At 37.0% G+C, this 17,409-nt stretch carries 14 protein-coding genes and 3 pseudogenes; 9 read left to right on the top strand and 8 right to left on the bottom strand.

What is annotated here, in order from left to right:
• Positions 1-28 precede the first annotated feature (28 nt).
• A pseudogene (gene mfd, locus WG932_RS17760) lies at positions 29-3,371 on the bottom strand (transcription-repair coupling factor).
• 422 nt (positions 3,372-3,793) lie between these two features.
• On the opposite strand from mfd, the gene WG932_RS17765 reads away from it, so the two are divergent.
• From WG932_RS17765 to WG932_RS17780, 4 genes and pseudogenes are all read left to right on the top strand, one after another.
• The gene (locus tag WG932_RS17765) at positions 3,794-4,072 is read left to right on the top strand and encodes a hypothetical protein (RefSeq protein WP_483084868.1); all 279 of its coding nucleotides are present in this window, start codon (positions 3,794-3,796) and stop codon (positions 4,070-4,072) included.
• 477 nt (positions 4,073-4,549) lie between these two features.
• Positions 4,550-5,527, top strand: coding sequence for an FtsH protease activity modulator HflK (gene hflK, locus WG932_RS17770; RefSeq protein WP_014019345.1), 978 nt, complete (start codon positions 4,550-4,552; stop codon positions 5,525-5,527).
• Positions 5,528-5,563: 36 nt separating this feature from the next.
• The gene (gene hflC, locus WG932_RS17775; protein ID WP_014019346.1) at positions 5,564-6,502 is read left to right on the top strand and encodes a protease modulator HflC; all 939 of its coding nucleotides are present in this window, start codon (positions 5,564-5,566) and stop codon (positions 6,500-6,502) included.
• Between the two features lie 18 nt (positions 6,503-6,520).
• Positions 6,521-6,962 (top strand): annotated as a pseudogene (locus WG932_RS17780) (SRPBCC family protein).
• A gap of 45 nt (positions 6,963-7,007) precedes the next feature.
• Here WG932_RS17780 and WG932_RS17785 read toward each other — a convergent pair.
• Positions 7,008-7,478, bottom strand: coding sequence for a Fur family transcriptional regulator (locus WG932_RS17785; protein ID WP_014019348.1), 471 nt, complete (start codon positions 7,476-7,478; stop codon positions 7,008-7,010).
• 360 nt (positions 7,479-7,838) lie between these two features.
• On the opposite strand from WG932_RS17785, the gene WG932_RS17790 reads away from it, so the two are divergent.
• The 5 genes from WG932_RS17790 to WG932_RS17810 all read left to right on the top strand — a co-directional run bounded on the left by WG932_RS17790 (position 7,839) and on the right by WG932_RS17810 (position 12,219).
• Positions 7,839-8,390 (top strand): retropepsin-like aspartic protease, encoded by a 552-nt coding sequence (locus tag WG932_RS17790; RefSeq protein WP_483084869.1) that lies wholly within the window; start codon positions 7,839-7,841, stop codon positions 8,388-8,390.
• Positions 8,391-8,449: 59 nt separating this feature from the next.
• Complete coding sequence (locus WG932_RS17795; protein WP_483084870.1) at positions 8,450-8,815, top strand: hypothetical protein; 366 nt, start codon at positions 8,450-8,452, stop codon at positions 8,813-8,815.
• On the top strand, positions 8,812-9,096 hold the full coding sequence (locus tag WG932_RS17800; protein ID WP_483084871.1) for a PDZ domain-containing protein: 285 nt from the start codon (positions 8,812-8,814) through the stop codon (positions 9,094-9,096). The genes WG932_RS17795 and WG932_RS17800 overlap by 4 nt, the downstream gene beginning before the upstream one ends.
• A gap of 140 nt (positions 9,097-9,236) precedes the next feature.
• Positions 9,237-10,061 (top strand): hypothetical protein, encoded by an 825-nt coding sequence (locus tag WG932_RS17805; protein WP_483084872.1) that lies wholly within the window; start codon positions 9,237-9,239, stop codon positions 10,059-10,061.
• Between the two features lie 361 nt (positions 10,062-10,422).
• Positions 10,423-12,219 carry a PAS domain-containing sensor histidine kinase gene (locus WG932_RS17810; protein ID WP_483084873.1) on the top strand — a complete coding sequence of 599 codons (1,797 nt, stop codon included), beginning with the start codon at positions 10,423-10,425 and terminating at the stop codon, positions 12,217-12,219.
• 39 nt (positions 12,220-12,258) lie between these two features.
• Here the strand turns inward: WG932_RS17810 and nagB are convergent, their stop codons facing one another.
• From nagB to WG932_RS17840, 6 genes and pseudogenes are all read right to left on the bottom strand, one after another.
• Complete coding sequence (gene nagB, locus WG932_RS17815; RefSeq protein WP_483084874.1) at positions 12,259-12,987, bottom strand: glucosamine-6-phosphate deaminase; 729 nt, start codon at positions 12,985-12,987, stop codon at positions 12,259-12,261.
• Between the two features lie 95 nt (positions 12,988-13,082).
• Positions 13,083-13,684, bottom strand: a pseudogene (locus tag WG932_RS17820) (trimeric intracellular cation channel family protein).
• 8 nt (positions 13,685-13,692) lie between these two features.
• On the bottom strand, positions 13,693-14,322 hold the full coding sequence (locus tag WG932_RS17825; RefSeq protein ID WP_483084875.1) for a class I SAM-dependent methyltransferase: 630 nt from the start codon (positions 14,320-14,322) through the stop codon (positions 13,693-13,695).
• Between the two features lie 631 nt (positions 14,323-14,953).
• Complete coding sequence (locus tag WG932_RS17830) at positions 14,954-15,715, bottom strand: hypothetical protein (protein WP_483084876.1); 762 nt, start codon at positions 15,713-15,715, stop codon at positions 14,954-14,956.
• Positions 15,716-15,729: 14 nt separating this feature from the next.
• Positions 15,730-15,969 carry a TonB-dependent receptor domain-containing protein gene (locus WG932_RS17835; protein ID WP_483084877.1) on the bottom strand — a complete coding sequence of 80 codons (240 nt, stop codon included), beginning with the start codon at positions 15,967-15,969 and terminating at the stop codon, positions 15,730-15,732.
• Entirely contained in the window at positions 15,969-17,408 is a 1,440-nt protein-coding gene (locus WG932_RS17840; RefSeq protein ID WP_483084878.1) for a TonB-dependent receptor, read from the bottom strand. Before WG932_RS17840 ends, WG932_RS17835 begins: the two co-directional genes overlap by 1 nt.
• Between the last annotated feature and the right edge of the window lies 1 nt (position 17,409).

Raw genomic sequence — 17,409 nt, forward strand, 5'->3', positions numbered from 1 at the left:
AAATATATCCACCCTCCATGGCTAGCATTTATTTATCTACGGTCATTTCAGAGAGCCAATTTTGGGCTTTCTCAATGGTATCCACTCCCTTTACTATGAGGATTAAACGATCTTTGGTTTCCTTTATTTTGCAAAACCTGCTTTTTGATTGAATAAACTTAATAATATTCATGAATACAGGAGAGCTAAAATAGGGGGCTTCTTTGGAAGAAACGAAGTAGCATTTCATTTGTTCATTTTTCAATGAAAGTTTTTCAAATCCAAGGTTAACAGCCATCCATCTGAGTTCAACTGTTTCTAACAATGCCTGAACCCTATCAGGAATGGCACCAAACCTATCCTTGATCTCCTTTCTAAACTTCTCAAGGAGTCCTCCTCTTTGATATTATCCAATTTAGCGTACAAACTCAATCTTTCTGAAATATTGCTTACGTAGCTTTCGGGAATCAGAAGCTCCATATCTGTCTCTATAACGCAATCTTGAACCAATGGTGCCACCACCTTTTTCAAGTCTTGGTCAAAAATTGATGCAAATTCCGTTTGCTTGAGTTCCTGAACAGCATCATCAAGTATTTTGTGGTACATTTCAAAACCCAAATCAGATATAAATCCACTTTGTTCTGCTCCTAATAAATTACCGGCTCCACGAATATCCAAATCCCTCATGGCTACCTTAAATCCATCACCAAGATCAGAAAATTCCTCCATGGCTTGTAACCTTTTTCTGGTCTCTGGGGTCAGGGTGGAAGTTGGAGGGGTTAATAATAGACAATAGGCTTTTTTATTACTCCTTCCTACTCTACCTCTCATCTGATGCAAATCACTCATCCCAAACATATGCGCCCGATTGATAATGATGGTATTTGCATTCGGTATATCAAGCCCAGACTCAATAATATTGGTAGATACCAATACATCGTAAGCTCCTTCTATAAAGTCTACCATGATCTTCTCAAGCTTTTTCCCATCCATCTGCCCATGGGCGCCTATAACCCTTGCATCAGGCACCAATCTCAAGATCAAATTCGCAATTGAGTCAATCTCCATGACCCTATTGTGTACAAAAAACACTTGACCTCCACGGGCTAATTCATTGGCCACCGCATCTCGTATAACATCCTCTCTAAATATATGGATTTCGGTTGTTACCGGCTGCCTATTCGGGGAGGTGTGGCAATAACGGAAAGATCTCTGGCACCCATTAATGAAAAATGAAGGGTCCGAGGTATGGGAGTAGCCGTGAGTGTAAGTACATCCACATTGACTCGAAGCTGTTTTAACTGATCTTTGACTTTGACTCCAAACTTTTGTTCCTCATCAATGACCAACAAGCCAAGGTCCTTAAAATTCATTGCCTTATTGACAATTTTGTGAGTACCGATTAGAATATCGATCTCACCATTCCCCACTTTTTCTATAATTTCTCTGACTTCTTTGGCAGTTCTGAACCGATTGATATAATCAATGTTGACAGGGAAATTTTCCAGCCTTTCTTTAAAGGTCTGGTAATGTTGCATGGCCAAAATAGTAGTGGGAACCAATACTGCTACCTGCTTTCTATCATTCACAGCTTTAAATACTGCTCTTACCGCTACTTCCGTTTTACCAAAGCCTACATCCCCACACACAAGCCTATCCATAGGATAAGGCTTCTCCATGTCTTGCTTTACGTCAGCAGTAGCTGAAGCCTGGTCGGGAGTGTCTTCGTAAATAAAGGAGCTTTCCAACTCCACCTGAAGCACACTATCTGTTGAAAACTTATGACCTGAAGCAGCCTTTCTTTTAGAGTATAACTTGATTAAATCTTTGGCAATATCCTTTACTTTGCTCTTTACTCGCTTCTTTTTATTTTCCCATTCTTGTGTACCCAATTTAGACATGATTGGCATGGTGCCTTCCTGACTGCTGTACTTAGAAATTTTGTGCAAAGAATGGATATTTACATACAGCAAGTCATCATCTCTAAACACCAATCGAATGGCCTCCTGCAACTTACCATTTACCTCCACCTTTTCTAAACCGGCAAAGCGACCAATTCCATAATCTACATGGACGATAAAATCTCCCGGGTGCAAACTTTTGATTTCTTTTAATGTAAGTGCCTTCGACTTGGAAGTTTTTTTGGTGGTTTTATACCTGTAAAACCTTTCAAAGATTTGATGGTCTGTATAGCAGGCAATTTTCAAAGAATTATCAACAAATCCTTCCTTCAGGTTAATAGGCAATGTTTGAACCGACAAAGCGGGGTCCAACTCATGGAAAATATTGGTCAAACGACTTACCTGTTTCTCGCTTTCTGAACAGATGATATTGGCAATACCTTTGGCTGAATTTTCATTGAGGTTTTGTACAAGAAGTTCAAATTGCTTATTGAACGAGGGCTGAGGTTGTCCCTTAAATTGATATTCCGGCACACCTTTCCAATCAAATACATGACCAAAGGAAAGCAAGGTGAATGGTTCTAATTGTGCTTCAAAAGTACTTTCGTCAAGAAACAATTTTTCCGGCGCCATCAGTAAAGAACTATTTTCCCCTAAGTCACCGTAATGTTGACAAGCTTTGTCATATAGTTGTTTAATTGTGTTGGTAACATGTTTGAAGTCTTTGATCCAAAAACAGGTACCTTCAGGGAAGAAATCCATGATAGATTGCCTAATTTCTTTCTCCATTTTGGTCTGGATATTGGGCAATATACTGATTTGATCCACAGCTCCTGTTGACAATTGGCTCTCCGGGTCAAAAGTCCTGATGCTGTCTATTTCTTTACCGAAAAGCTCCAAGCGGTATGGCATATCGCTGGCATAGGAAAAAATATCGATGATCCCACCCCTAACGGCAAATTGACCGGCTTCATAAACAAAATCAGCTTTCTCAAAACCATAGGTGCTCAAGAGTTCTTCTATAAACTCCAAGTCCACCTTTTCTCCAACCTTTACTGCAAAAGTATTTTCCTTGAGGCTTTTTTTATTGATTACCTTCTCATATACCGCTTCCGGCGAAGTAATTAGCACTTTACCGGATAAGCTTTCATCTGAAAGGCGGTTGAGAATCTCTGAACGCATCAATACATTCGCATTCTCCACTTCTTCATAATGATAGGGCCTTTTATAACTGGCAGGATAATGAAAGCCTGGTTCACCGCTAAAGGTCTGCCAATCACTCGCCAAATAAGCTGCTTCTTCACGGTCATTGGCCAAGACGAGGTGAAATCCTCCATTGAGCTTACTGATGGCATGGACAATTAACATGTCCATGCTACCAGAAAGCCCCTTCACATTTATTTTCTTTTGTCCTCCGGATTCAATACCTATTGCAAGGTTCCTTACAAATGGATCCTCTTCGTAAAGCGATAAAAACGATTGCTTGTCCAACTATTCTATTTTATGATGCCTCAACATAAGGCAATTATTATTAACACACTTCAAACAACCAATGATACGCCAATTAAAATGCAAATATTCATCTCCGTTCCTGCTTTTCTCAATGCCTATATTAACTAGCTTATCATTAAATCATTCATTAATTAACTTCATCTACTAACCTATTTTAGATTTGTAAATTAAGTGGATGCAATTTATTAAATATCATTGAAACCCCATTAGGGCTTAATGGATATATAGATTAACAAATGATAAACATTGAAAAAAGTTTAAATTTTTAATTATTTGTGCCAACGTTATCCCCTTTTCATTTGTTTATCCTATCATGAGGTCTATCCAAAGAAAGGGAACAAACCCATTGGTTTAAAAAAATAGAGCAATTGCACCCCTACCGTATGCTAATTTATTTGGCAATGATTAGCAGCGGGTTAGTCTTTTTATTCTTAGCAACAGCATTTGTACTTTCTCAATCGGCAGCCAATTCTCTTGGGCAATACCAAATTCCAAAATCATTTATTATCAGTAGTTTTATGATCATAGGAAGTGCCTTTGTTTCGGCGGATATAGTTCCTTCCTTTTTGGCCAATAATCTAATAAAAACCAAACGCAACCTTGGTTATACGCTACTGTTGGGTATATTTTTTACTTTTTTCAATTCAAGGGGTGGCAAGAGTTGGCGGCATCAGGCATAGATTTCACCGGCCTTCCTTCGGGTAGTTTTCTCTATTTACTTAGCGGCATCCACCTTTTTCATCTTGCTGGGGCTATCATTTACGGATTAATCTTACTGCTATTATTGCACAATAGCGAAAAAGACCAAGTGAAATCTCTGGTAATTTTAACAAACCCATATGAAAAAATGAGACTTGAATTGTTTAGCATCTATTGGAAATTCATGGACATTGTATGGTTAATACTGTTTGGGCTTTTCCTCTGGGTATTTTAGCAGAAGTATCCAATAGTAAATTTTAACCACAAAACTAACCACCTATCATCTAGATAGTTACACAACTCCTAAAATACAGAAATCAGGCTTCTTTCCTTTTATATCGCTTAGGAGCTCCAACATCTCCCCAACAAATTCGTTTAAATAATTTAATTGAAGAAATGAAAAATATTCCCGAAGGTATTTCTGTCAATTAATCGTAAATTGCAAAAAAAGTAATCTTATGTCAGAAAAACAATTTGAAATAAATATCGATCCGGACTGGGTAAAAAAATACTTATCCAAAATCATTCTCGGATTGGTAGTAGTTATCATGGTGTTTTCAGCTATTAAAACAGTAGGCCCGGAAGAAGAAGGTGTAGTGATTCAACTTGGTGAGTACAATCGTACGGTTTCACCTGGATTAAATTTTATCATTCCCTTCGTAGAAACCATGTATAAAATACCTGTTCAAAGGCAGTTAAAGCTTGAATTTGGATTTCGATCGACCTCAAGTTCAAATGGACAGTCACAATATGTCAAATCCGGCTATATAGACGAAAGTATGATGCTAACCGGAGACCTGAATTTAACAGATGTGGAATGGGTGGTTCAATATCGAATAGTAGATTCTTACAAGTATTTATTCAAGGTAAGGAATGCAGAAAAGACTTTGAACGATATGTCAGAGTCTGCTATGAGAAAAATTGTGGGAGACCGAACAGTCAACGAAGTGCTAACGGTTGGTCGTCAAGAAATTGCCACAAGCGTAGAAGTATTGTTACAAGAAATGTGCGATGAATATGAAAATGGAATAAGGGTAGACCAAGTCGTTTTACAAGATGTTAACCCTCCAGAACCCGTCAAACCAAGCTTTAATGCAGTAAATGAAGCCCAACAGGAAAGGGAAACCTTAATTAATCAAGCTGAAGCAGATTATAATCGGATTATTCCGAGAGCTAGAGGAGAAGCTGAAGAAACCATACAATTGGCTGAAGCCTATGCATTGACAAGAGTAAATGGAGCCCGAGGGGAAGCAGAGAGATTTAACTCAATTTTCAATGCTTATATCAAATCTCCTGAAGTGACCAAACAAAGGATTTATTTGGAGACGCTTGAAAAAGTACTACCAAAAATTGGCAACAAAATCATCACTGATGAAAAAGGAAGTAACGTACTGCCATTACTGAACCTTAATAAAGCTGCAGCAACTACACCATAAGTAAAGTACCCCTTTCACAATTAACCTCATCAAAGCATGAAAAAAAGTAATTTATTCTATATAATATTGGTTGTAGTCGCCGTGATTTTATCCGCTCAAAGCGTTTTTATACTAGACGAAACCCAACAAGCCATAGTCACTCAGTTTGGCAAACCTGTAGGTGAACCAAGAACCAGCCCGGGAGTAAATATTGTGGTTCCGTTTATTCAGAAAGTACAATTTTTTGACAAACGATACCTTGAGTGGGATGGCGACAAAAATCAAGTACCCACAAAAGACAAAAAGTATATTTTTGTGGACACTTATGCCCGCTGGGAAATAACCAATCCTCTTCAATTTTTCATCCGATTGAGGGATGAGAGGTCGGCTCAGTCAAGGCTTGATGATATTCTTGACGGAGAAACAAGAAATGCAATCGCCAACCATAACCTACTTGACATTGTCCGGTCTACCAACAGAGAACCTGAAGTAACCGAGGAATTTATGGAGGAGCTTGAAATACTTGAAGAAATAGAAGTAGGTAGAGACAAAATAGAAGACATTATCTTACAGAAAGCCAATGAAAGAACTTCTGATCTAGGGGTAAGGATATTGGATTTCCGCTTTAAAAGAATGAACTACGTAGACGAAGTAAGAGATAGGGTTTACGATAGAATGATAAGTGAAAGAAACAGAATTGCTGACCAATTCAGGTCAGAAGGACAAGGAGAAGCCAGAAAAATTCTCGGTGACAAAGAAAGAGATTTGGCTCAAATTCAATCAGAAGCTCAAAGACAAGCAGAGGAAATAAGAGGTCGTGCAGACGCGGAAGCCACTGAAATTTATGCTTCTGCCTATAATCAAAACAGGCAATCAATCGACCTGTACAAATTTCTTCGATCTATGGAAGCCCTTGAAAACTCCCTAGATGAAGAAACAAACTTGGTAATTTCTTCTGATAGTGACTTGTTCAAATACCTAAAACAAATGAATTAATCACCTCTATATCTATTGATGAAAATTTGCCTTAGCACCAAGGTAGGCCAGCACTACTTGAAAGTAAAAGATGGGTTTAATTCCGATTTGTTTAAGGCATTAAACCCTCCTTTTCCCCCGTAAAGTTGCTTCGGTTTGACGGATCTTCACCGGGGGACTTGGTGAGCTTAGCGCTAAATTTTATTTTTTCAAGCAGGTGTGGACCAGTAAAATTACAGCTGATCATTTGGATGAAAAAGAATATTTTTTCATTGATGAAGGGATAAAGCTTCCTTTCTTTCTCAAAAAATGGCGGCATAAACACCGGATAGTTGCCAATGGTGTTGACCAAAGTACAATTATTGATGAAATAACGTTTTCTACTCCAAACCGACTTTTGGATTTTCTCATGTATCCGGTCTTGTATTTTCAGTTTTCATTGAGAAAACCCATTTATAAAAAGGTTTTTTCCAAAGATTAAGCTCCTCAAAAAGATTAGAAAAAAGCCACCTTCTGCAGGGCATGGTTAATGAACCGGCAAGTTTTCACAATTTCGAATCTGACAATCGCCATACAGTACAAGTGAATGGCTGGTAATATGAGAGGAAAAAGCATTTCCCATTTCTTCTTTAATCAGGTTGATCCTTTCGTCAGAAAATTCCAATATTTTCCTGCACTGATTGCAGACATAGTGGTCGTGATGTTTGTAGGTAAGAGCTTGCTCATACAAGGCCACTTTGTCTTTAAACTGATGCTTTACCGCCAACCCACACTCCACTAACAAATCAAGCGTATTGTAAATGGTTGCCCTGCTTATGGAATAACCATTGTTTCGCATTCTTAAAAACAAACCTTCAACATCAATATGCTCATCCTGTGGCAAAGCATATAACTCATCGATTACCGAAAACCGCTCAGGGGTTTTACGGCTACCTTGCCTAACAAGGTAATTTTCAAAAATTTTCTTCGCTTTCTCAATGATAGACTTTTCGGCCATGATTTATTGTTGTAAAGGATAAAGATCAGCTATTTTTTAGATTTTTCAAACCATAAAACTTTTGAATCCATAAAAGAGCAGTTATTTTCAATGGTTCTAAATTAGTACTGAAAAAGGTTTAAGTTCCATTACATTTTTGAACCTGACTATTTCGATGAATTAGCCCTTTTTCTTTTTTAATCTTATGTGCGAAGATTTTTTCCGAAAAAAACTTTATAAATAAAGTGTCAGAAAAACCTTTCCCTTTAATTATTGTTCAATTCCCAAGAACTATCAAGAAAGTCAAAAAACATAACTAAGAGGTTAAAATATCATTTTAAATCAAAATATTTTTATATATTAAAGGAACGATAAACCATCATGTATTATAGGATCCAGTGGCTAACCATTTTGATAATTTGGTCTTTACCGGTCTTGCCTGTAGAGAGTCAAGTCCCTGGTTTTTACATGAAAAGAGCGGAAAAGAAAATCACGTTACCCTTTATAGATTCAAACAGCCTCATAATCCTTCCTGTATCCATTAATGGAGGTCCACCGGTGAATTTCATTTTTGATACCGGGGTAAAATCAAATATCTTTTTTAGCAAATCGATAGCAGATGAATTGCAAATGCATTATACCAGAAAGCTCAATTTGGTGGGGGCAGATGGACAAACCGTTTTAAGTGCTTCCGTTTCTCCAAACAATCATTTTGACATGGGACCTATAGAGGGGATTTTTCAGGCAATTTTGGTATTGGATGAGGATTTTCTGGAATTGGAGAAAGTGCTTGGTGTACCAATATATGGCGTTATTGGGCATGAGTTTTTTAAGAACAACCCCATTAAAGTTGATTATGACAATGGGTTAATCACCTTTTTAAACGTCAAGCCTTCAAATGGAAACCATTTTGGTATAGAGAAATTCCCATAGAACTAATTGGTAACAAACCTTATATTACCACAAATATAAAACAGGCAAATGGACCGGATTTGCAAGCCAAACTTCTCATTGACACGGGAGCGAACCATGGCTTGCTACTCAACCAAGAAACCAGTGAGGACATCGTTCTTCCTGAACCCAATCTTGAGAGTAGCTTAGGGAGATCTCTTGGTGGCGATTTGGAAGGTTTTGTTGGGAGGGTAAAAAAGTTAAACATCAATGGTTTGAACTTCAAAGGTGTCATTACCTCCTACCCTGAAAAAAATGAGTTTTCTGAAGTGCTGATAAATACGGGAAGAATGGGAAGTTTGGGGTCAGAACTACTCAACCATATGAAGATAATTTTTGATTATCCAAGAAACCGAATTTTGTATAAAAAAGCGGAAAGTACAAAACCCCTTTCAAGTATGACATGAGTGGCTTAATTGTGCGGGTAAGTTCATTAGAGGAGAAAAGATACTATATCCACGAGGTTCGTGAAGATTCACCGGCATACCGCCAGGGTGCCAGAGAAATGGATGAGATTCTTACCATTAATAAAATACCGGCTATGTTTTGGGAACTTTCAGACATTACCGAATTACTAAGGTCTGAAGAAGGTAAAGTAATTTCTTTGGAGCTGTTAAGAGCGGACCCTGAGGACAATTTCAGAGACAAAATTCATAAAGTTACCTTTTTACTCGAGAAGCAATTGTAAGCGATTTAAAATGTAAGTATAATAATGAATTTAATATAGAGTATTATGAATTTGATATTTTTTTTGTATTAAGCCCGTATTTTTTTTATAAATTTAATGAAGTTTTTACCTAGTTTTTAGTCTTTCACCCCACCAAACTGATGTTTGATAATAATTTCAAATCACAATTACTGACTTTTAAAAGATTAAATGATGGTCGATTTGAGATTCTTCACCAATCCAATGAGGCCATTTTTTGGGCAAGCCCTGAGCTCAATTCATTAAATTTAAAAATACTGGATGACTTTTTTTCCATTGAGCATGTATCTTTATTAGATTGTATATTCAAACAATTAGGGAAAAGTGATCACTTTAAAACTCCTCTTTTATTAAACAGTCAATCCTTTCTTTGGCTGAAAATTGAAGGCTGTATTGTTCCTCATGGAGACAATGGATTTTTGGTGAATGCCATGATCAATCAAACTCCTAGTGGTGAAGGGAGTTCATGGTTAATCGATTCCGAAGAACAAAAAATAATAAATGAGCTAGGAAACCCAATCAAACATCAACTTTCCAAGTTTGATGATCTTCATGAATACTTATTGTTAAAATACCCACTACTTAAAGTAGAGATTTTTGATCTAATGCCCTTCCCAAAACTGAAAAACGGTGTATTAAACGATAAAGGTCTAAAAATCAGAATTCAAAACATTTGCTCGGACTTTCAATTGGTAACCTTAAAGGAAGCTCAAGTTCAAAAATCTTCTATAAAAAAAATAAAAAAGCAGCGTAAGATTAATGATCTTGAATACCATGAAAAGGTCTACTTCAAATACCTAAGCAAAACTAAGGAAGTTTTATGGGCGGGACCATTGCACAATTTATTAGGCTATGAGGATGGTAACTTTAGAAGTTTTTACATATGGGATTGGCTGAATTTGATTCATCCGGAGGATAAGCAAAAGATTGAAGATTTTTATCTTTAGGGCACTATGGAAAAAATAACTACTCTATTTCCTATAGGGTAAAGCATAAAAAAGGACATTATCAAGAAATAAAAAATAGCGTTCGCTTTTTTCAAAGCCCATATACTTTAGAGGAGGGGCTTACTGGCAACATCATCAATATCTCTACCCCTCAAAACAGTCCTATTAAACCAAAAAGCAAAGAAGGCCTAATAAAAAAACTATTCGAGAAAAAATTTATCCAGGGCATGTTGACAGAAGTGTCAGCCATCTCAAGCTTATTTAAGGGAAAAATTTATTCGAAGAAATTAATTACCTATTTTATAGAAAGTTAGGGTTTAAATATTGCCTTATTGGAAATTTAAGTAACGGAAAAAAGGAGATGGAGGTCTTGGCGCTTTGTGGTGCCGGGAAAAAGCTATTGGACAGGGATAAGAAATGGGCCAAAATTCTTAATGAAGAATTGCTTTTAATGGACAGCACGAACAATTTTTTGATGATCAGTTCAGAAAATAATGAACAACTGGCTAATATTTCCAGTTTGGCTGACCAACAAATCAGTTCATTAATCCGACTAAAGCTTTACGATACTGAGAGAAATGAAATAGGCACCATGTGTTTACTTCATGACCAACCCATTAAAAACAAAAACCACTATAGTGAGCTGTTTAGTATACTGAGAGATTGGATAAGCAAAGAGCTTTACCGATTCCGATTTGAAAGCATGTTACAGGAAACCAATTACATGCACGACGCCATATTGAATGGTACTGCTTATGCCATATTTGCTGTCAACCACCAATTTGAGCCCATACTGATAAACAATAAAACTCTCCCAATATTTAATATCAAGAATAAAAAGGACTTATTAAAAACCATCCTAATAAAGGATAACATAAAAAAAACGCTCCATCAAGTAATCATCAACTTTCTAAAAACCGATCGGAAAGTAGCCTACTTCCATCTTCCTTGTGAAGATAACAATTATAAAGAGCTGAAAATTTCATTTACAAGAATCTTATATGGAAAAGAGAACAAGAAATCCTATGTTATTTTTGTGGATGACATCACTGAAAGAACCCTCTCAGAGAAGAAACTAATTAAAACTGAGCAGTTGTACAGAAGTATTGCAGAAAACTTTCCACAGGGAACCGTGGATGTTTTAGACAATAGTTATCATTATTTATTCACCGATGGTGAAGAATATAAAATGTCTGCTACAGACCCTAAATCCTTGTTAGGCACCAACCTCTTAAAACAATTGACAGGTAAAAACCTAAAAATTGTCAAGAGCAACCTTAGCAAAGTACTGAAAGGCCAAAGAGTTAGTTTTGAAACTGAGACCAAAAGCAAAAAATACCTGCAAAGTGCAGTGCCATTAATGAATGATTCAGATGAGGTAGAGCGTATTTTATTAGTAAAACAAAATATTACAGAGGCAAAAAAACTTGAATCAGACCGTGTCAACTTAATTAAAGACTTAAAATCTCATAATGAAGAGCTATTGAGGTTTGCCTATATTGTATCTCATAACCTGAGAGCACCAATCGTCAATATTTCACTATTATTAGACCTCTATAATGAGGAAAACCCTGCAGATCCTGAAAATCAAGAAATTTGGGAAAACCTTAAAATTTCAACCAATTTACTGGACTCCACTCTTCAGGATCTGATAGAAGTAGTTTCTATTAAGAAACAAAAAATACCAAAGGTTGAGCAAATAGATTTCAAACTGCTGCTCAACAATATTGAAAAAAGCTTATATAACCAACTCAAAGAATCTGGTATTGTCATCCACAAAGACTTTACAGCTTTAAATGATATTAACTATATCTATGCACACCTTGAAAACTTTTTTATGAATTTCATGACCAATGCGGTCAAATACAAACATCCGGATCGTAGCCCCATTGTCAACATTAATACCTATAGAGAGGGAAAGTATTGCGTCATTAGATTTGAAGACAATGGGATAGGAATGGATTTATCCAGGTATGGTGACCGTATTTTTGGACTCTACCAAAGGTTCCATACCCACGTGGAAGGAAAAGGCCTAGGTCTCTACTTAGTTAGAGAGCAAATTAGAGCTCATGATGGCAAAATCGAGGTAGAAAGTGAAGTTGGAAAAGGAACCATATTTAGAGTATATCTGAGAAATTTAATCATTAATCAATCTTAACCCTATACTACGGCTCCTTTTTCCGCAAATGTTACAATTTTAACGGGCCTTTAGTAAGGCTGCCGCTTCCTCATCTAAAAACAAGGTCGTATCAGAATGGTTTTGAAGAATAGAGGCAGGCATCATTTCCGTTATTGGACCATTCACCATATCTCTAATGGCCGCAGCTTTTTTGCTACCATATGCAATCAACGCTATTTTTTGCATCCATAATGGTCTGAATCCCCATGGTGACAGCCTTTTTGGGAACACTATCTTCACTTTCAAAAAGCGTGCATTACCTTCAATGGTTTCTTGTGTCAATGCGGTTAAATGGGTTCTTGTATCAAATGAGGTACCCGGTTCATTAAATCCAATATGCCCATTTGTACCAATCCCCAATAATTGAAAATCTATTCCTCCGACACTCGTAATTTTCTCTTCATAGGCCTTACAAATTTCATTGACATCTCCTATTCCGCTAGGAACATTTGTTTGGTCCAAAGGAATATTGAGTCCATTAAATAATGAAGTATTCATAAAATACCTGTAACTCTGTGAATGGGTTCCTTCTAGACCAATGTATTCATCCAAATTAAAAGTAACCACCCCTGAATAATCGGTGCCCTTTTCTTGATGGTCTTTTATCATATTTTCATAGGTTTCCAAGGGAGAGCTTCCGGTGGCCAAACCTAATACAATGTTTGGCTTGGCCTTTACTGCATCAATGAACATTTGTGCAACAGCACGGTGTAAACTTTCCTTGTCTTGAAAAATTTGTATTTGCATAATTCAATAGTAATTAAATATAAACGGTTAATGAGATACTCAAATAAAAGGCAAATGGCCATCAGTCAGATAGAGAATTTAATCTAAATCATTCATTAATTAAGGATAGGTAAATTTAGCTTGAACCTAACTGCCACTAAACGGATAATAATAATCAGCGCAATAGAAACCAACAGATTTGTATTTCTAACTACACCAAAATAATCCAAAGAGAGATACAAAACTGCCCCGGCTAAACAAGCTGATGCATACACTTCTTTTCTGAATAGAATTGGTATTTCATTGGTTAGTGTATCCCTGATAACACCTCCCATAACAGCACTAAACATCCCCATAATGGCAGCTACCTCCGGCCTGAAGCCTAGATTCAAACATTTTTCCACCCCCAAAATTGTAAAAAATGCAATTCCTAAGGTGTCAAACAGAAACAAGGTTTTCCTTAGTTTGGTCATGTGATTGAAAAATAAAAAAGTTGTGATCAAGCCTGCAAAAATAGCGTATAGAAAATTAACATTTTCAATCCAAACCAATGGGTAGGAGTCGATAAGTATATCCCTCAAACTACCCCCTCCGATGGCCGTGATGAAGCCCATAAATCCAACCCCAAATAAATCTTGGTCTTTATTTTGAATTGCCAAAGCACCTGAAATCGCAAAAAGTAGGTACCTACCAACTCTAAAGCATATTGCAAATCCATTATACCCATTATTTTTTTCCGGCCTTTTTTTGAAAAACAAATACACCCATGGCCCTTTTGTGATGTACCAATACCGATTTTGCCGGTTCAAGTAAGCTAAGGTTATGATTATTCATAATTTCCTTAAGTAAGGGTTCAGTCAAAACAAATCGTACGGTTCCATCAGGAAGGTTTTGCATCAAATCAGAAGGCTGATCTTTTAAAACAAATGCTCCTCCGGCATCTGTACACATCCTTAACCAAAAGAGCCCACCAGGCTTTAACACACGCATATGCTCTTGAAAAAGTTCAAGAAAATGAATCTTATTTTTAGCAAAATGCAACACGGCACTACTTAACACCGCATCAAAAGCTTCAGAATGGAAAGGAATATCTACTAGCTCGGCAACTTGAAATCTCAATGGATCGAAATTCGGATCCAAAGTTCTACCTGAAATCCTAGCCATGCTAATTGCCGAGGAATTGCCATCCACTCCAACTATCCGATACCCTTTCTGAATAAAATAATGTGTATTTCTACCTTCCCCACAGCCAGCATCAAGAATCATCATTTCTTTGGTAAACCTCCCTTTTAGCAGTTGATCTAAAAGATATAGGTCTATATTTCCTAACAACTTATTAAGTTCACTAATCTCCATATTTAACACCTTAAATGCAGCAAATTCCCCCTGCCAAAAACTTTATTAATCTCAAATTGAAACTAAAAACATCAACCCATAAAAAACAAAGGTCGTTCTTTTCCTTGACAAAAGCTCATTCATTTATTCCAAAGAAATAGAATTGAAATTTAAAAAATCTCCCATTGAGTTCAGTTAAGGCTTAAAAATCTTTTCATTTACTTTAACCTTTTTGTAGGACTGAAGTCTAAATTATACCTAGATATCCTTTTCTAAGCGCGAAATGTCTAACAAAAATCTTTAATAAAAAAACAATTTAAATGACTCAATTAAACCAATATATAAGCCCGAGTGGTTATCGAAAAGTAAGCCTTTCTCTCGATTTACTGCTTCATTATTTTGCCTGTCAATAAGCCAAAAGACACTCATTTAAGAAAAATGAACTCAGGAACCTTACTCTTCCGCTGTTCATTGCCTCCAAATTAGAGCCTATTTAACTATTATTCACAAAAAGCCCACTCCTAAAGACAAATCGATTCCCTGTAGGGACATATCAATTATTTTGCTACAACACCCAACACTCCATCAACAATATTACCCGAATAGGAAAAGGGGTCAGTCCTATTTATATGGCAAGCATAAAGCAGCACTATTAGAACTCCACTATCACCCCAATAGTTGGCAAAACCGTTCCGGCAGGGTTTGCCACTTCCCTTATTAAATAGCGACTTGGATCTTCCGGATCCACAATCAGTTTATCCTGATCATCTCGATTAGGAACCAAGTTTACTTGTTGTTCAGCTTGGAAGTTATAAGCATTTTGAATATCAAAATACCAATTGAGATTCCATTTATTGTAGTAATATTTTTTATCTACCCTCAGGTCTAACTGATGAAAACTTTTTAATCGCTCTCCATTTATCCTTGTAAAATCAAACCGTCCACTGTTGTATAAATCCCAATTGGCACGTAAAGATGAAGATTCCAAGTCATATGGAGTGTAAGGTGTTCCTCCCAAAAATCTCCAACGAGCCCCCAGTTCCCAATCTTTACTAAAGCGTTTCCCTGCTGTAAGGCTTACAATAAATCGGTTGTCCCAAGAGGAGGGTAAATACCCTGTGTTGGGGTTGGTGAATTCACTCCTCACCAACGTGAGCGCTGCAATACCATAAAACCCGCTGAATAAACGCTGCTGGGCAAGAAGCTCTAAACCATAAGCCCTGCCTTTGGCATCAGAGGTAACCGGCTCATTTCCTATCACTCCAAAATCAGCTCCAAGGTTTGCCAAAGCGATACCATTTCTAATAGAACTGGGGTAATTCGCATAGCTTTTATAAAAAACCTCAGCAGAGAGCTTTCTGTTTTTTGCCGGAAATTGCCATTCGAAACCTGTGATATAATGTGTACTTCGCATAAATTTCACATCATTCACCTGATTCTCAAAAACCCCTCATTATTTTGGAAGCCTAAAACAGTATAGGGAGGCTTTTGATAGTAAATGCCTGCACTTGCATTCCAGAATAGATTGTCTTTTAATTGATAACTGGTAGAAAACCTAGGGCTAAGTTGGTTTAAGGGGTTCTTAGCTGTTTCACCAAAATCACTCCCATCCATACGAAGACCCAAATTCACAATTAATCGATCATTAAAATACTTTTTACTGCCCATTACAAAGGCTCCATAACTATTAAAAAGAGAGATAGAAGAACATCTCTAGGGAGGCCATTTTGATCTGTAAATTTGGTATCATAGTTTTCTATCAAATACCGACTGAATTCATAATTCATTCCGTATTGTAGGGTATATCCTTTTGAGAAAATACTATTTTCTGCTCTAAATTTATTTTCACTTTCCTGGGAAAGATAGTTAAATTGCAAATTATCCTCACTGGATTCATCGTTTCCTGCATATTTATAGGAACGATTGTTAAGCATATTCCGGCTTACGATAAAAGTCCAAAACCCATTGTCTCTAAATTTCTTTAATTTAGCCCCCATGGCATAGTTCCACTGAGTGGATATTGGTAAATTATCCAACAAATACAACCTGTCGTCCCTTTCTTCTTCTGTCTCCTCATCCGGAACATCAAAATTTAGTGCAAATTGATCTATGGCTCCTACTCCCAACACGGTCAATTCCGTTTTGTCATTGATTTTTGTTTTGGTTTTGAAGGTGAAGTCGTTAAATGTTGGCAAAAAGGGTAGCCCAATCAACCTAAAAAGCCCTTGAAGATAGGATCTTCTGGCGGAAAATATATAGGTTGTTTTCTCACCTATAGGTCCCTCATTAGAGAGTGTCACTTCACTTGCACCCAAAGTAATCTGAGTGAGCATTTTATCTCGTCTCCCATCTTTCAATTGGAACTCAAAAAAGGAACTCAAGGCATTCATTCTATTGGCAGGAAAGCCACCGCTTAGAACTTCAACATTCTGAATCAGGTTAACATTTAAAATGCCCACAGGTCCACCTGAAGATCCTTGCGTTGCGAAATGATTGATTACAGGCACTTCTATTTCATCGATAAAAAATTTATTCTCATTGGGTGCTCCTCCCCGAATAATAATATCATTTCTGAAACTTGCAGAACTTGCCACTCCGGGCAGGGACTGTATCACTCTACTAATGTCTCTGTTCCCTCCAGGGTAACGTTCGATCTCATTGGCATTAAGTTGTCGGACAGACACAGGGGTTTCTTCTGTTCTGCTAAAGGTTGCATCCACCACAACTTCTTGCAAATTGGAAGCATCTTCTTCCAATTCAAAGTCCAATTGTACAGCATTGGCTTTGGTAACCTGAACTTCAAACACCGTTTTTGATTTGAACCCCACAAATGATGCTTTCACATTATACAAGCCAGGTGCTAATCCACTGATAACATAATTTCCTTCCAAATCCGAAACAGCTCCAACATCTATTCCTTGCACAATAATATTTGCAAAGGGTATTGGATTATTATTGATTGGGTTAAGTACCTTCCCTTGTATTACGCCTTCTTGTGCAAAAAGCGTCAGGGAGAAAAAAACAAAATGGTTGACATTAAATACTCTTTCATAGCAGGGAATTGCATCACCAGTAAGGTTCGGTTTTAGGTAAAAATTGTGACTCAAA

This window comes from Cyclobacterium sp. SOCE241 (assembly GCF_056867545.1).

Coding starts and splice junctions, on each gene's coding strand:
- WG932_RS17790 (WP_483084869.1), top strand. CDS start 7,839: ATGTATTATAGGATCCAGTGGCTAACCATTTTGATAATTTGGTCTTTA.
- WG932_RS17830 (WP_483084876.1), bottom strand. CDS start 15,715: ATGCGAAGTACACATTATATCACAGGTTTCGAATGGCAATTTCCGGCA.
- WG932_RS17785 (WP_014019348.1), bottom strand. CDS start 7,478: ATGGCCGAAAAGTCTATCATTGAGAAAGCGAAGAAAATTTTTGAAAAT.
- WG932_RS17835 (WP_483084877.1), bottom strand. CDS start 15,969: ATGGGCAGTAAAAAGTATTTTAATGATCGATTAATTGTGAATTTGGGT.
- WG932_RS17805 (WP_483084872.1), top strand. CDS start 9,237: ATGTTTGATAATAATTTCAAATCACAATTACTGACTTTTAAAAGATTA.
- WG932_RS17810 (WP_483084873.1), top strand. CDS start 10,423: ATGGAGGTCTTGGCGCTTTGTGGTGCCGGGAAAAAGCTATTGGACAGG.
- nagB (WP_483084874.1), bottom strand. CDS start 12,987: ATGCAAATACAAATTTTTCAAGACAAGGAAAGTTTACACCGTGCTGTT.
- WG932_RS17765 (WP_483084868.1), top strand. CDS start 3,794: ATGATTAGCAGCGGGTTAGTCTTTTTATTCTTAGCAACAGCATTTGTA.
- WG932_RS17800 (WP_483084871.1), top strand. CDS start 8,812: ATGAGTGGCTTAATTGTGCGGGTAAGTTCATTAGAGGAGAAAAGATAC.
- WG932_RS17825 (WP_483084875.1), bottom strand. CDS start 14,322: ATGGAGATTAGTGAACTTAATAAGTTGTTAGGAAATATAGACCTATAT.
- hflK (WP_014019345.1), top strand. CDS start 4,550: ATGTCAGAAAAACAATTTGAAATAAATATCGATCCGGACTGGGTAAAA.
- hflC (WP_014019346.1), top strand. CDS start 5,564: ATGAAAAAAAGTAATTTATTCTATATAATATTGGTTGTAGTCGCCGTG.